Raw genomic sequence first — 14,573 nt, forward strand, 5'->3', positions numbered from 1 at the left:
ATTAGTGATTAGGTGTCATTGGCTGGGGCATAATACTGCTGTACCCTTGTAATAGCGACAGCACATTCTAATCATAGGTAGCAGTTATCCACTGACTACCCAAAATCATGACTTGCCACCATTTAAGTTTAATTATGCCAACCCCAGAAAGGTAGTAGTGGTTCCAAAATAAGGTGAAAAGCGCTTTCAATGAAAAATTTATATATCGGGGTACTATTACCAACAATAAAAGAGATTGTATATTAATCTCTGTATATTGAAAAGGATTGAGCATTGACCAGCACTTACTACCTTGCGTCAAATGATTGGTTAGACCTTATCTTTAGACTCTGCCTTGCTTTGCTTCTTGGGGCAGTTATTGGTATAGAACGCCAAATCACGCACAAACCTGCTGGTTTTAGCTAAAACCAAAAGAAGCCCCACGTCTTACACAAAGTGCAGCGTGGGATGAATTTTGGGGTAATCAGGTTGCGTCAAGCGACCCTACGGGTGAGCAGTCGCTTCAAGTCGGGGAACCCGCCCAACGCGCTGCTCACCTATGTTGACCGTCGGTCAACGCGTTCGGGGGGACAGCGACCCTTACGGGTATGTGCTTTGCACACGCTACGCGAACGCCAGTCGCTTCAACCGGGGTTCCCCCGGCAACGCGCTAGCTCACCTGATTACCAATGTCTGGGGTTGGTAACGAGTCAATAAAATCTTCAAGTATTTGGGTCATAGTTTTATCTTTCCAAGCTGAATATAACCGTAGCTTATTTAATCTGCGTTCTGATATCCGCAAGTTCAATGTTTTATTTTTCATACGCCAGTACAATGTCGTTACTTTTATGCTAGCATATGTGTAATAAAGGAGGTGATTAAAGTGTTGAAAGCAATTAAAGTAAGACTGTACCCGACAAGTCATTTTTACTTATTAGTTTGACGAATATATGTTAGTCGGCAGGAATAAGCTTCACTTCACCTCTCATGAAACAATCCTAGTGCCTTAGCAAAAATCTCTTCATTTCCTCGTGCTTGGAAAATAGTTTTTACTAACTCAATAAAATTCCAATTTATTTGAGAATCATTCTCTATAATTTTACTAGCTGGATAAAAAATTACATTATCAATACTCAATTCATTTGTGCTACCTGTTTGCAACCCATTTTTTTTACTCCAAGAAAGGGAACTACCCCGTAAAGTCACTTGAAACCAAACAATATCCTCATTTTTTAATTCAAAGAAAACATCAAAATAAGGTTCATCTCCCTGAAACCAAATTCTCTTTGTTCCCTGATGATAGCCCGGTTTAAGAATCTTTTGCTCAATGGCTCGCAATGACATTCCAAGGGAGACGATCTCCTTCATCTCTAGCATTTCATTATTATGTTTAGGCATATTAATTGTTGATAATATAAATACAAGAACTGCTTATTATATTTTTAATAACCAATGACAAATGACTAATGACCAATAACCACCTTCGCTATTTTTCCAGTATTAACGGAAAGAACTTGAGAGGAATTAAGCCATTGGGCATCAAAAGAACCCAAGTGAGTTGTTGTAATCAGAGTTTGGAAACGGTCTTGAATAGCATCTAGAAGTTGGTTTTGTCGAGATGGATCTAGCTCAGCTAAGACATCATCAAGCAAAAGTAGTGGTGGTTCTCCAACAACTTCTTCTATGAGTTGCAATTCTGCTAGTTTAAGTGCTAGTACCAAGGTTCGCTGCTGTCCCTGAGAACCATATTGACGAGCAGGTGTCTGATTAATTGTCAATTCTACTTCGTCTCGATGGGGACCGACAAGGGTAGTACCTTGGTGCAACTCGGCAACTGTTCTCTGTTGAATTTTTTCTAAAAAAGCTTGCTGTACTTTTTCTGGATTGTTCTGCTCTAAAGGGACATTAGGCGAGTATTTCAGTTGTAAAACTTCTGTGCTGCCACTGATGCTAGCATGCCACGTACTAGCAATGGGAGCTAGTCGTTGAATAGCACGATCGCGCCGTCTAATCACTCGCGTTCCTGCGGTAGCTAGCTGTGCATCCCAAAGAGCCAATTCTGAACTTATAGACGAGAGGTGACGCGTTTCTAAATTCGTTTTTAAAAAAGCATTGCGCTGTCGCAACACTTGATTGTACTGGTGTAGTATGTGAACGTAGACAGGTTCAAGTTGGATTAAAAGAGTGTCGAGCCAATGACGGCGACCTTCAGGACCCCCGCGCACAAGCTCCAAATCCAGACTGGAAAATTGTACTGCATTGAGGACACCGAGAAAGTCCATATGACGCCGGAGATTCTCGCCATTCAGAGAAACGGTACGGCGTCCATTGCGACGTAGGGTTAAACTTAGATCGCTGACCCCCGTTTGCCGCTCTAAGGTAGCACTAAGAAGAGCGGTTTCTTCTCCATCTTGAATTAAATCGCGATCGCGTGCCATACGGTGCGATCGCAATGTTGCTAGCAATTCCACCGCTTCCAACAAATTCGATTTTCCCTGGGCGTTATTACCTACCAATATTGTTTTAGGAGCAGTAAATTCAACCTGCTGCTCCTTGTAGTTGCGAAATTGTCGGAGAAGAAGGGTTTTTAGATACATAAAAGAATTTGTGCTACCACCTAGCAATTGAGAAACCCGGTTTCTTGAAGAAACCGGGTTTGTGTATAGTCACAATTTACTCGTCACTATACTGTTTTCCTGCCTGTGAATCGGAAGAACAATTTCTCCATTTCAATCCATACAAACATTAAGGCACTAAAGCCCAGGCAAATTAGTAATTCTATTGGAGCCAAGTAGTGAGTCCCAAAGAAAGCTTGTAGGGGTGGTACGTAGACCAGCAACAGTTGTAAAATTGTTGTAAAGACAACAGCGGCTAGCACGTAAGGATTTGACATGGGATTCATTTCTATTGTCAGCTGGGTGTTAGAGCGAATTGCGAGTGCGTGACCCATTTGAGCGACACAAAGGGAAGTGAACACCATGGTCTTCCATCGGTCTGGACTTAGGTTTGGACCTGTAACTGCTTGGGCATAATTGTAAGCCCATGCCATGAGAATAATGGTGATGATGGCAAATATAATTCCAATCCGAATCATGTAAGAACCCAATCCCCTGGCAAAAATGCTTTCGCGAGGACTGAAGGGCGGGCGTTTCATCACCTCAGGTTCAGCGGGTTCTACAGCCAATGCAAGTGCCGGTAAACCGTCTGTCACAAGGTTCATCCACAAAATTTGCAATGGGCTGAGGGGAACTCCTCCCAATCCCATGATGGGTGCCGCAGCAATTGTGATAACTTCGCCAATGTTACTACCAAGAATGTATTTGATGAAGCGGCGGATGTTGGTGTAAACAACCCTACCTTCCTTTGTTGCTGCGACAATTGTAGCGAAGTTATCATCAAGTAGCACCATATCACTAGCTTCTTTGCTGACGTCGGTACCGGTAATACCCGGTTGGGGAGCCACTGCGTTGTGGGGGTTCCCCCCATTGAAGCAAGTGGCGTTTGAGGAACGAAACCCAACATTTAAAGTATGAAGGATGAAGGATGAAGTATGAAGGATGAACGTAGGTTGAGTCACGAAACCCAGCACAATCCACATAGCCAATCAATCCCCGCCCATCATCTCTAATTTGGGTAAAGTACGTCCAAACATATTGAACATTAGTATTTCCATTGATAAACATACAAAAATTCACTATATCTTTATCTTTTTCCTAAATCTTTAGTTATATGCACTCCCTTTTATCCATTTAAAAAGGAATTAAAGAGATTTCTTATAGGGCTCCAAAAAAGAAAACAACTATTACATGTACTAGTTATGATTTTGCGCTTATCTTAGATAAACAGTATATACTAGACAATTTAATGTTCGAGCTTTTGCAAAATCTTTTTGTTTCCAGTGCTTTTATTCCTCACGGGCACTGCTATCTTTGGAAGCCTCAATTGGTATGGCTTCATGTCCTGTCCGATGGCTGTATTGTACTTGCCTATTACTCAATTCCAATAGCCTTAGTTTACTTTGTCTGCAAGCGAACAGATTTGCCCTTTTCGTGGATTTTTTTGTTGTTTGGAGCATTTATTGTCACTTGTGGAACCACCCATGCTATGGATATTTGGACGCTTTGGTACCCAACTTATTGGCTGAGTGGATTGCTTAAAGTGATAACTGCAATCATGTCGATGTGTACTTCACTCACTCTGGTTCCGTTACTTCCTCAAGCACTTGCTCTTCCCAGCCCAGAACAACTTAAAAAAATTAATTTAGCACTAGAACAGGAAATTGCTGAGCGCAAGCAAATAGAGGAGGCTTTGCGCCTACTGTCGCAGCAAGAAAGAGAGAGAGCAATGCAGTTAGAATTTACCCTCAAAGAACTCAATCATACTCAAGGTTTATTAATTCATAATGAGAAAATGGCAAGTTTGGGTCAGTTAGTTGCAGGTGTTGCCCACGAAATTAATAACCCTGTTAGCTTTATTTACGGTAATATTACTCCTGCTCAAGAGTATGCTCATGATTTGTTAGCTCTACTAAAGCTTTACCAACAACATTACCCCACACCCATAGCCAATATTCAAAAACAAATAGAACTGATTGAACTAGATTTTATTGTAGAAGATTTCCCAAAATTATTATTTTCAATGGAAGAAGGTGCTAAGCGGATTAGTCAAATTGTGTTATCTTTGCGTAACTTTTCCCGCTTAGGTGAAGAAGAATTCAAAAGAGTGGATATTCATGAAGGTATAGACAGCACACTACTCATCTTGCAACACCGTCTAAGACAAACCTCAAACTTTGAAATTGCAGTCATCAAAAACTATGGTAAATTACCTGATGTAGAATGCTATCCCAGTCACTTAAATCAAGTCTTCATGAATATTCTTAGTAATGCTATTGATGCTTTGGAAGATTTAAAATTTGAAGATTGTTTCAACAATCGACAAGATGGTTGGCAACCAAAAATTGAAATTAGTACTTTTATGAGAAGCGATAAAATTCCAAATATAGATGGCAATGACATTGAAGAAAAAGACTATGTTGTGATTAGCATTTCTGATAATGGTTCTGGAATAGAATCCGAAATTCAATCAAAAATATTTGACCCCTTTTTTACAACAAAGCCTCCAGGAAAAGGAACAGGTTTAGGACTATCTATTAGCTATCAAATTATAGTCAACCAACACCAAGGTATTCTCTCGTGCAATTCAGACATCGTGCGGGGAACGACATTTGCGATCGCGCTTCCTTTGAATCAAACTGAATCACAGCAAAAACTCAAATACAGTTTTTCTTGATTTTGTAATGAATCTTTAAAGATATTAACTCAATTTCACGTTGGTTTCACGATTTTTGTAACTAAAATCTACTAATTTTGTTATGAAAACTTGGCGTTCCTATGATATCCTCAAATTCTCAGGATAATCGTTATAAAGCTTGCATGAAAAGGTTTGGAAAGGTTAACCCATTAGTCTATTGTGGCAAAAACTCTGAAACCTTTGGGTCAAAACATAAGTCACCAAAAAATGAGACCCGAAGACAAAAGAAAAAATGGCAAGCCGCAACTCGATAAGCAGCACGAACCCATTCCAGTGAAAAGCAAAGTTTCTTATAGGTGGGTAGAAGCACTCACCACTGTAGAAAACCTTATTATTGGAGATCTACTTCAAGTGAGTCAATTGAGGATATCAGCAAGGCGATTACTGTTAGATGCATTTACTTATGTTAAGCCTGTCTACTTTTCTATGTTGGCTTTTTTTGTCCCATCGTTAATTATTACACTCATTTCGCCGACAATCGCATCTCCTTCAGCTAGTTTTTTGCTGTCGTTTATTGATATAGTATTTTTAACTCCGTTTATGACCGGGGCATCAATTTTTTATGCACATCAAAATCTAACCCGGAGGGGTGCAACTGTTCCCCTTTCCCTACAAGCAGCAGGTGAAAGGTTTTTTCAACTTTCTCTACTCACTCTTCTGGTTATTATCGTTCTAATTCCCGCGTTTGTTCTCTTACTGATTCCAGGCATCTATCTAAGTATTCGATGGTCGTTTGTGTTTTATGCAATCATGATTGAAGGCTACTCTGCGTCTGACGCACTAAGCCGAAGTTGGAATTTAACGCAAGGGCATTGGTGGTTAATTGGTCGTACTGCTCTACTTTTTATATTAGCTTTCATAGTGCCAATATTCTTTCTAAGTTTCATTCTTGTTGCGATTTTTGGTTCCGATATGCCTGGTTTTTTTGAATTAGTAGGAGGTATTATTGGCTGCTTACTTGGTCCACTGTTCTCGATTTACTACGTTCTACTATTTATGAGCTTAGTTAATATGGCAGTGGATGAATAAAGGAGATAGCTCAAATGCAAATTTATCGATAAGTCATTAAAGCAATAAATTTGGACAGATATGACTAGCAAAAAATTTCGTATTTCTTACATTGTTCCATCTTATCTTGTCATTTTCTGCACCATACTACTTATTAATGGGTGTGAAACTATAGATAGGGAGATTTTTAATGCTAAACCTACACCCACGGACTCTGCATCCACTTCCTCACCAACCGATGCTACGGCTTCTCAATTATCAACATTTCAACCTGCTGATTCTGAAACTACAAATAATGATGAGCAGTTAGATCGGCTAGTTAGAACAAGAAAATGTCTTCCTCCTAACCAGGCTGAGTACATTAATGGAACTTATAAATTGCGATGGACGATAAGCGGTTCTAGTTACGAAGGTTTGCTTTATATGGAAGGTAGAATTGGCAAGATGAGAATACAGTATTTTAATGAAGTAACAAAGAGTACGGAAACAGTTGACCAAACTATGCTACTTGCTTCTTGCACAAAAGGTCTAGTGATGTTTGGTTTCAATCCTGTTGTTGCTGGAACCGCTCAACAACATCCGACTTATGCTGCGGATAACTTGATTTTTAGACGCGAGACAAATGGTGATGTAACTATAATTAACTATGACGATCGAGGAGTAACTGCACTCGTAGAAATTGAGCCAGCTTCTCAATAGTTAATACTATTTTTCATCAACTTGCATTTGATCGAAAGTTATTCCAATAACTACTCTAAATGGCACTTCAAATTCCGAGCTTTTGTCATCTTTGAATTTAATTAATCCATGTTGCCACAATCGCTTCCATTGGAAGAATACTCGTAACTTTGTGTATGGAGGTATCTGAATAACAATTTCCTCACCATAAGTTTGCTTGCTACTTTCAGAAATTGAATATTTCTCCTTTAAATTATTCTGAGCAGTTAACTTGAAGTTGTCAAGATTGAGATTAAAATTTTGCAAGTTTATTCTTCCCTCTGTACCACAAATTGTAGTGTTTTCATACTCAATTGTATAAGATTGTGACCATTCCTTTGATATAGCAAATTTCCTAATCAAATTCGTTGCACCATTGGAATTGTTAACCAATCGCTGTTCCGCTCCCCAAAATTCTTCTACTTTTTCGGTTTCTAAAATCGTTAAGCTAACAATCCCAGATGCAATTAATTGCTCTTTCTCCGTTAACTTTTCTGGCTGATTAGATCGTACAGTCATTATTTTTGTTTTCTGCCTAATCATTCCAGGTTGAGATTCAGAAAAAACCGCCCATCTTTTTTTGCACTTAGGACATTCTGCAATAGCTGAACGATCCATTTCTGCATAGGGAGTCTTAGGAGAAATCGGTGTTTCATCGAGCTTCAAATATTTGGGTACAATGGGATATTGTCTACAAAGTGGGCATCGCATCAACGAGTAAACTTGCTCCTCCTCCTTAGAAAGCCCAAATGAGTTAGTCATAACTGTGGTGCGAATATCTGTAAATGGATGCTCTCTAAAATCATAGGTTATCCAGTATATAATTGTGCTTTTTAAACAGCTCTGCTACTCTTCTAGAAAGTAGCACTGTAAAAAATTATTTACAAAACTCGGAAAGCTTTAAAGGTTACCATCTACAGGTCTCAATGCGATAAAACAGATGTACTAGCGACATACCCACAAAAGATGTCTCCAAAGATGTCCCTGCCCGAACCTGCAATAGCAACGCGCTCGTAAATACTGGTAAATGTCCCCTTGATGCACTGGTATTAAAAGTCACAGAAGAGTAAGATAGCCAGCTTTTCTCCACCCTCCATCCTACTCGATCGCCAAATTTATCCCAAGCTTCTTTGTAGAATTTACCATCCGGCTTGCCACCGACTTCCAGGTAAATTTGTTTCTGGATGTTGAAGCCAAAACGCCCATTGCTGTATTTTGCCCACAAACTATCAATAGTGTAGAGGTCGATGCAGGGAAAGTTTAAAAGTTCGTCTGGTCTAATCCAGTCACCTCTTTCTCGTCCCACAGCTTGGAGCATAACTAGATAGGTTTCGCAGTCGGCTTCTTTCCACTGTCCTGCTTTTAGTAGCTTTTGTAGTTCAGTATAGTTTATACCGCAATCACTCTTAAGTTCACTTGGCTCAGGGGAAGTAACCAAAGGAATAGGAGGTGTGTGCAATGACAGTAATTCACGAGCGATGGCTTCCAACCGCACATTTCCAGGATTTTCTTTTCTTGCAGCCCTAACTAAATCAAGAAGCCATCCTTGAGATTCTGCTACTTGTATCAATTGAAAGCCAACGTGTTGTAAATCACCGGCTTGAGTAATTTGATTTAATCTTTTACCTAGCCCAAAATATAATAATTGCTCCAGTAATTGGAGATTGGGAAACGCATCAATGAGAGCATCTCGTAACTGTTTACACTGCTGGGGAGTTGGCATTATTTTCTAATAAAATTTAAATTCTTAAATTATTTAGGTAGATTTCAGCACTGACTACTGACTTTTCATCTCAGCCTCCTATACAGCCAATCTTTCCTCGACTTCCATCAGTCTGCGTATCAACGGCACATTATCAGCACAACCTAAGTAGTATGTCAAAACATCAATCATGACCTTAGTTTTTGTCGTACCAGCCTGCTTGACATAGTCCTTAAGTCGTTCGTCTAGTTTCAGTAAGATGCGGATACTAAATTGAGGTGAAGCCATATCAGCAACAAATTAGTATTTTATACGAGACAGTATAGCAATACATTAATTGCGTGATAGTTATACACTTTTCCTTAATTTTGTAACAAATTTTTAAATAATGTGGTTTGAATTCACGCTAGCTTTACATTTCCTTTAAATAAAATCTACTTATTTTGTAGTGAAAACTTGACATTGCTATAATTTTCTCAAATTTCTAGGATAATCCTTGTGAAGCTTCCATGAAAAAGTTTGGTGAATATTCCGTAGAAACACACTTAGGCTTTAAACGTTATGCAAAAATGACCTGTTGAAAAGAGATCTTTTATGAGAACAGGAAAGATGTTGTCAGAGGTCATCAAAAAACTGTCAATAGGAGCATCTATTGCATTTATTGCTCTTAGTACTCCAGAAGCGGCTAATGGGTTTCAAATTTTTAACACTCGCGAGGAATGGCAAGCTGCTTTGTCCAATCCAAGTACAACTTTTGACTTTTCCGGTTTAGTGGGAAATCAAGTACCAACCGGAACTGTGCTGCCAAATGGTTTGTCAGTTAATTATACTCAAAGTATTGATGGCAGCCCTGGTTTTACAGGTGTGGCAACCAATACAGGATTGTCTTTTTCGCGATTGCCTCGACCAACGAGTCTGGATTTGAACCTTGGTTTTCCATCTCCTGTAGAAGCCTTTGCATTGGAAGCATCAGCTATACCCGGTGGAGCCGTGGAGATTATAATTCCCGGTATCACTCCTAGTTTTCCACCTACTGTTCCATTTTTAGGATTTTTTGGATTTATCGCCGATCCAGGTACTCCTGTCAGTAATGTAATCATAACCTGTCTGGCTCGCTCGTGTGTTGGAACTGGAACTGTAACTGTGAGTAATATCAGCATTTACACGCAAACCATACCCGAACCCCCTTCAACATTTGCTCTCAGTGTTTTAATAGGTATAGGTCTATTATTAAAGCGCCAACAGAGAAAGACAAAATTCGTTAGATAAGTTCTGTATTATACTTGGGTGGAAACTCATATCAAAAGCGACAAACCCGCTTTGTGAAAAGTCGTGAGTTTTGTAAACATCTCCCACCTGCTTTCGCCACTTATTCAAAAATGCGCCAGCTAGCACTACTGTTGGGTGTCTGCTTGACAGCATCTCTACTACCCAACCAACCCTCATTTGCAGAAGCTGTACCAATTCCAGCAGCTTCTGACAAACCATTGGAATTAAATTTATTGACTAATCCTACAGGGTCTGTGATTACAGCAAACACCATCCATCAGGAACAATTGACTGTTCCCAGTTTATGGTGGGCAAAGGAAAATTCAGAAAACAAACTTCTGGATAACTGGATAGCACATCCAGCTTCTAATGTAGAACCCGCTAGAGTTGACTTGATAGTCAATCAACAAATTTGGAGCTTGCTAGACTATCTAGAACGTTATGATTTTGTGAATCGTTTGGGAACAGTAGCACGTGATTCCGGTTATAATCTCCGTGTTTTCAACTATCGAAAAGAACGCTTGGCTACATACACTTGTAATTTCAGTACTAGCCCAGCGACCTGTAGAATTGATATGAATATTCAAACTAGACTGGGTTTACAAAGTAAAAATTAACTCTTAATTCGCTCGAATAACGATTGATACTGAGCAATGGCTGTTGAGGATAGAGGAAGCAAAAAATCACTCTTATCAAAAACTTCAACATTCATCTGTAATAAGTTGCGTAAGGCAACTTGACTCTCAGACTTGGGAACAGTTGTGAGAATTGGTGAATTAGTTTTGGTGAGCAAAGATATTTCTTCAGAAATTTGAGGAGTGAGACAAAAGTCTATCCATCTATAGAGCAAATCATCCTTTTCTTTTCCCCCAGGGCTTACCCAAAGGTCTGCCCACAGCGCTGTTCCAGACTTGGGAACAACTGCGGCTAGTTGGGGGTAACGGGGAAGCGCTTGTACAACATCATTTAACCAACCAACTGCTAGGTATGTATCTCCCGAGAGCAGGGGTTCTAAATATTTGGTGGAACTGTAAAATTTTACCTGTTGGTCTAGTGATGCCAGTTCTTTCTCTAAATTTGGAACTTTATCTAAATTTTCTGTGTTGTAAGATTTACCTAGCTTTTTTAAAACTAAACCAATAGCCTCTCTTGGCTGTTCCACAATAGAAATCTGCCCTCGCAATTCCGGACGCCATAAATCGCTCCAATCCGAGGGTATCCATCCCAATTCTTGGAACTTGTCACGGCGATACACAATTATCGTGCTTCCCCAACGGTAAGGAACAGCCCAAACTTTGCCTTCAGGATCGATCTGACCTTTTTCGTTGCGCGTCACCAAGTTTTGCCACCGTTTGGGTAAAGAAGACCATTGCTTGATTTTTGCTACTTCCAATGGTTGAATGAGTTTTTCCTGAATTGCTCTCTCTATCCAGAAATCTCCCATCGTTACCAAGTCAGCATGAGCAGATTTTTGATTGGACGTGATGAAAGGTATGGAAATACCCCATTCAGGTTCCTTAGTGTTTGCTTGCTTTTGCCAGACTTTCAATTTCTGAAATAAATCCTGTAACTGCTCTACTGGAGCAAACTTTAACTGTGCATCTAATCCTTTGCCAAATTGACTTACCACCTGACCGGGGATAGAACCTTTTAACAGCTGCACGTTGAGTTCTACCTGATTATTTCCAGCACATCCAACCAGCATTTGTGAGAGTGCTAGCGTACTTGTACCTAGTAAAAAAGACCGTCGCTCCATTGATTTTTAATTTGAGAGTTTGAACTTTGAGTTAAAAAAGCCTTGTCAGTTAGCAGTTTCAGCAAATTCAAGTTTAGCAACAATCCAGCAAAACGGTTTAAGCTATCCCCGGTCTCTTGTCGGTTTACAGCCAATTGAGTGCAATTGTTAGCGTTTATCAACAAATTCTCAATATTTGTCATGGGTAACAATAGTAAATATTTTCTTAAGTAATGACGCTCTGTTGGTTTTGTCATCGTTATACGCCTTGTGTAGAGGCACTTAGAGAAACAATGTCTCAAAAAAACTACAAGGTTTTCATCTTTCTATACATAAATCTTCGGTCGTGCTTTCATCTTATATGTAGATATATTTCCAAGTTCGGACTTAAGTATTGCATTTCAACAGAACATATTAAAAGTTAAAAAAATCATAAGTATGGTTAACATTGCCAAGAGATTTAATAACATAGAGGAAAGTAAGCGGATGAGGGTATTAAATGGAGCCATTACAAAAGCAGGTCCTGACATTGAGTCAAAAACTTGATGCCCTCTATCAGGTCATTGAGCAGCTGGACACTAAGGTTTCTCAGGCTTTATCAGATTGCAGCATCGCTCAAGCGCAAGAGACAAGAGACCATTTTCAGGACAATGGCAACGACCGTCGTTACCAGTTAAAAGGACAGATTAGTTTTAATTCAGAGCTTGAACATAAGGATGTCATAGCAGATGGAGTTTATTCAGATAGTAATCTTCAAGGTGGAGATAAACAGATAACACCAGAAATTCAAATCCAACGCCTGACAGCGCAATTAACAGCAGCATACAACCGCATTGCTGCTTTAGAAGAGCAATTACTTCTTAAAAGAATTCATTCTTAATTTAAGTAAAAGCACCTAGAAAAAAATAGATTGTAAGGTTGCTAGAAGTAAAAATCAAAAATCAAAAGAGCTTTTTATTTTTGACTTTTAACGGACTCTCCTACATCCCAAACTTTCTAACTCTGGTAGTAAATATCTAGCTGTTTTTCAATTGCCTGCAAAAGTTGGTGTTGTTGCCAGCCTAGGTACAGATGAGCTGCAATACAAGACCCGCCCGCGCCCACACCTTCTTTGACAAAACCTTTTTCGTAAGCCCTGAGTTGCCCATAACGAGAATTAGCAAAACTGAGTCCAGTCCCTAGTAAGGGGGGACCTACCCTATCAAAAGCAACACTGCTTCTGCCAATCAGCTGGGCTAATTCAATAGTGCCCCCCGTTGAGTCTTCTGCTACCCACCGAGTTGTTCCTACAGCAACTTCTGTTGCTCGCCAAGGTAAAGCGTAAGCTTGTGCGATCGCACAACTCAAAGCATACACTGCTAACATTTGTGTGCCACCTGCTAGCAAAACGCCACAACTGCGACTGAGAGCAATAGTCATTCCAGCAACTGTGACTTGCATGGGATCGCCCACTGCAGCAACAAGTTGGAGGGGATCGCTGAGGCAGGATGGCATCTTCTCCAGCCCTGCAAGTACAACTGCCCACTTTTGAGCGTGATTGCAAACAGGGTGGCTGCTGTTGACTTTTCCCATTGCTGGTATACCCAAGCCAGTTAATATTGCTAAAGCAGTTGTCGTTCCTCCAACAACACACTCGCTTAAAACGTAATACCTATTCTTGTGACTGGTAGCCAATCGTTCGCCCCACAGCATCCCCTGCTTAAACAGGTGATGTACTGTTTCTATGTCCATAGCTTGACCTTGACTTAAACACTTAGCAGGAGAACCGCCAAGCGCGATCGCAGGAACAGCTGGGGGCTGAGGCAAACCAGCATTAAAGATGTAAACTGGAATTTTTAATGTCTCAACTACAGCACGGGTAATAAATACAGGGGACGCCCCAGCAGAGAGTGGGGGTAAGGGATATTTCGGCTTCAAGAAAGCACCATAGTATAAATACTCTGCATCTGCACAAGCAGTGTACTTTCTATCCTCTGGTGTCGTACCAGCAGCAGAAATGCCTGGAATCAAACAAGTATCAGTAAATCCTAAAACGCAGGCAAATACAGGCAAAGAACCACGATACTTAGCTATCCATGCCGATGCCTGCTCAGTTTGAGTATAAATACGAATAAATGTCATTGGTCATTAGTCATTGGTCATTAGTTATTCTAAGGACAAACAACAAAGGACAAATGACACTGGACTATTATTCATAATCCAAAATAACTTGAACCCAGCGTGGAGGACGAGGGATAGGATTTCCCAAGCGATCCAATAGAAGCCATGCGCCTAAATGCACGACAAACAAATAAATTAAATTGTTTAACACAATCAAGGATATTGCTCCTACCTGAATCCACAACACGCTAGGAGTAGCCAAAATTCCAAATCTAAGAAATAGCCACTCAATAACATCAGTTACCTGATTGATGACATAAATCCAGAGGTCTTCATTCGATAATACTGACAACAACCACACTCGAAAAAATATACCCAAAGTCCCTAATAGCGCACCCAGACTAATGGAAACAATCCAAGGAACGTGGCGATTCCAAGTTGCTCCCAAAAGTACACCCATAAAAGCAAAGGGCATAACAAACAGCAAACTGCGGACTGGTCCCATCAACACCGAAAGTAACAAACCAGAGGTAATAGCTGCCATCCATGCTGCTCTGCTACCCCAACGAAGATAGACTAGAGCAATGGGTACCGGGAAAAATATCCGCAAAAGAGGACCGAGTGGAAAGTAGAAGTTAATAAACCAAATTAAGCTAGCAGTACTAGCCAAAAACGCCGTTTCCACCATTCTTAACGGCGCTTCCAGCTTCATAGAGCTTTTATTTAAATCTTTTTGTTTTACCATCGGTT

General features: G+C 40.1%; 16 protein-coding genes and 1 pseudogene. 7 read left to right on the top strand and 10 right to left on the bottom strand.

Going from position 1 to position 14,573, the window contains the following annotated elements:
- The first annotated feature begins 447 nt into the window (after window positions 1-447).
- Entirely contained in the window at window positions 448-696 is a 249-nt protein-coding gene (locus ACYRY3_RS25465) for a hypothetical protein (RefSeq protein WP_460204419.1), read from the top strand.
- A 261-nt stretch (window positions 697-957) separates the two neighbouring features.
- Here the strand turns inward: ACYRY3_RS25465 and ACYRY3_RS25470 are convergent, their stop codons facing one another.
- The 3 genes and pseudogenes from ACYRY3_RS25470 to ACYRY3_RS25480 all read right to left on the bottom strand — a co-directional run.
- On the bottom strand, window positions 958-1,377 hold the full coding sequence (locus tag ACYRY3_RS25470) for a hypothetical protein (protein WP_460204420.1): 420 nt from the start codon (window positions 1,375-1,377) through the stop codon (window positions 958-960).
- 65 nt (window positions 1,378-1,442) lie between these two features.
- Window positions 1,443-2,576 (bottom strand): DNA replication/repair protein RecF, encoded by a 1,134-nt coding sequence (recF, locus tag ACYRY3_RS25475; RefSeq protein WP_460204421.1) that lies wholly within the window; start codon window positions 2,574-2,576, stop codon window positions 1,443-1,445.
- An 86-nt stretch (window positions 2,577-2,662) separates the two neighbouring features.
- Window positions 2,663-3,427: pseudogene (locus ACYRY3_RS25480) on the bottom strand (cation transporting ATPase C-terminal domain-containing protein); the annotation flags it as partial.
- A gap of 416 nt (window positions 3,428-3,843) precedes the next feature.
- Here ACYRY3_RS25480 and ACYRY3_RS25485 point away from each other — a divergent pair.
- The 3 genes from ACYRY3_RS25485 to ACYRY3_RS25495 all read left to right on the top strand — a co-directional run bounded on the left by ACYRY3_RS25485 (window position 3,844) and on the right by ACYRY3_RS25495 (window position 6,999).
- Window positions 3,844-5,271: a sensor histidine kinase gene (locus ACYRY3_RS25485; RefSeq protein ID WP_460204422.1), complete on the top strand. Its 1,428-nt coding sequence runs from the start codon at window positions 3,844-3,846 to the stop codon at window positions 5,269-5,271.
- A gap of 228 nt (window positions 5,272-5,499) precedes the next feature.
- A complete protein-coding gene (locus ACYRY3_RS25490; RefSeq protein ID WP_460204423.1) occupies window positions 5,500-6,321 on the top strand; it encodes a glycerophosphoryl diester phosphodiesterase membrane domain-containing protein in 822 nt (273 codons plus the stop codon).
- Window positions 6,322-6,381: 60 nt separating this feature from the next.
- A complete protein-coding gene (locus ACYRY3_RS25495; RefSeq protein WP_460204424.1) occupies window positions 6,382-6,999 on the top strand; it encodes a hypothetical protein in 618 nt (205 codons plus the stop codon).
- A gap of 6 nt (window positions 7,000-7,005) precedes the next feature.
- On the opposite strand, the gene ACYRY3_RS25500 is transcribed toward ACYRY3_RS25495, so the two are convergent.
- The 3 genes from ACYRY3_RS25500 to ACYRY3_RS25510 form a co-directional block, all read right to left on the bottom strand.
- Window positions 7,006-7,779 carry a hypothetical protein gene (locus ACYRY3_RS25500; RefSeq protein WP_460204425.1) on the bottom strand — a complete coding sequence of 258 codons (774 nt, stop codon included), beginning with the start codon at window positions 7,777-7,779 and terminating at the stop codon, window positions 7,006-7,008.
- A 145-nt stretch (window positions 7,780-7,924) separates the two neighbouring features.
- Window positions 7,925-8,740: a GUN4 domain-containing protein gene (locus ACYRY3_RS25505; RefSeq protein WP_460204426.1), complete on the bottom strand. Its 816-nt coding sequence runs from the start codon at window positions 8,738-8,740 to the stop codon at window positions 7,925-7,927.
- A gap of 78 nt (window positions 8,741-8,818) precedes the next feature.
- Window positions 8,819-9,007: a hypothetical protein gene (locus ACYRY3_RS25510; RefSeq protein ID WP_460204427.1), complete on the bottom strand. Its 189-nt coding sequence runs from the start codon at window positions 9,005-9,007 to the stop codon at window positions 8,819-8,821.
- A 306-nt stretch (window positions 9,008-9,313) separates the two neighbouring features.
- Here ACYRY3_RS25510 and ACYRY3_RS25515 point away from each other — a divergent pair, with 306 nt between their 5' ends.
- Both ACYRY3_RS25515 and ACYRY3_RS25520 read left to right on the top strand, forming a co-directional pair.
- Window positions 9,314-9,988: a hypothetical protein gene (locus ACYRY3_RS25515; protein ID WP_460204428.1), complete on the top strand. Its 675-nt coding sequence runs from the start codon at window positions 9,314-9,316 to the stop codon at window positions 9,986-9,988.
- Window positions 9,989-10,098: 110 nt separating this feature from the next.
- Complete coding sequence (locus ACYRY3_RS25520; protein ID WP_460204504.1) at window positions 10,099-10,605, top strand: hypothetical protein; 507 nt, start codon at window positions 10,099-10,101, stop codon at window positions 10,603-10,605.
- Here ACYRY3_RS25520 and ACYRY3_RS25525 read toward each other — a convergent pair.
- Both ACYRY3_RS25525 and ACYRY3_RS25530 read right to left on the bottom strand, forming a co-directional pair.
- The gene (locus ACYRY3_RS25525; RefSeq protein WP_460204429.1) at window positions 10,602-11,744 is read right to left on the bottom strand and encodes an extracellular solute-binding protein; all 1,143 of its coding nucleotides are present in this window, start codon (window positions 11,742-11,744) and stop codon (window positions 10,602-10,604) included. The two genes, ACYRY3_RS25520 and ACYRY3_RS25525, sit on opposite strands and share 4 nt — an antisense overlap.
- A complete protein-coding gene (locus ACYRY3_RS25530) occupies window positions 11,720-11,980 on the bottom strand; it encodes a hypothetical protein (protein ID WP_460204430.1) in 261 nt (86 codons plus the stop codon). The genes ACYRY3_RS25525 and ACYRY3_RS25530 overlap by 25 nt, the downstream gene beginning before the upstream one ends.
- A gap of 242 nt (window positions 11,981-12,222) precedes the next feature.
- Here ACYRY3_RS25530 and ACYRY3_RS25535 point away from each other — a divergent pair, with 242 nt between their 5' ends.
- Window positions 12,223-12,603: a hypothetical protein gene (locus ACYRY3_RS25535; RefSeq protein WP_460204431.1), complete on the top strand. Its 381-nt coding sequence runs from the start codon at window positions 12,223-12,225 to the stop codon at window positions 12,601-12,603.
- 116 nt (window positions 12,604-12,719) lie between these two features.
- Here the strand turns inward: ACYRY3_RS25535 and cobT are convergent, their stop codons facing one another.
- Complete coding sequence (gene cobT, locus ACYRY3_RS25540; protein ID WP_460204432.1) at window positions 12,720-13,844, bottom strand: nicotinate mononucleotide-dependent phosphoribosyltransferase CobT; 1,125 nt, start codon at window positions 13,842-13,844, stop codon at window positions 12,720-12,722.
- A 67-nt stretch (window positions 13,845-13,911) separates the two neighbouring features.
- Complete coding sequence (locus ACYRY3_RS25545; RefSeq protein WP_460204433.1) at window positions 13,912-14,535, bottom strand: DUF2232 domain-containing protein; 624 nt, start codon at window positions 14,533-14,535, stop codon at window positions 13,912-13,914.
- Window positions 14,536-14,573: the final 38 nt, after the last annotated feature.

This window comes from Scytonema sp. NUACC21 (genome assembly GCF_054684315.1).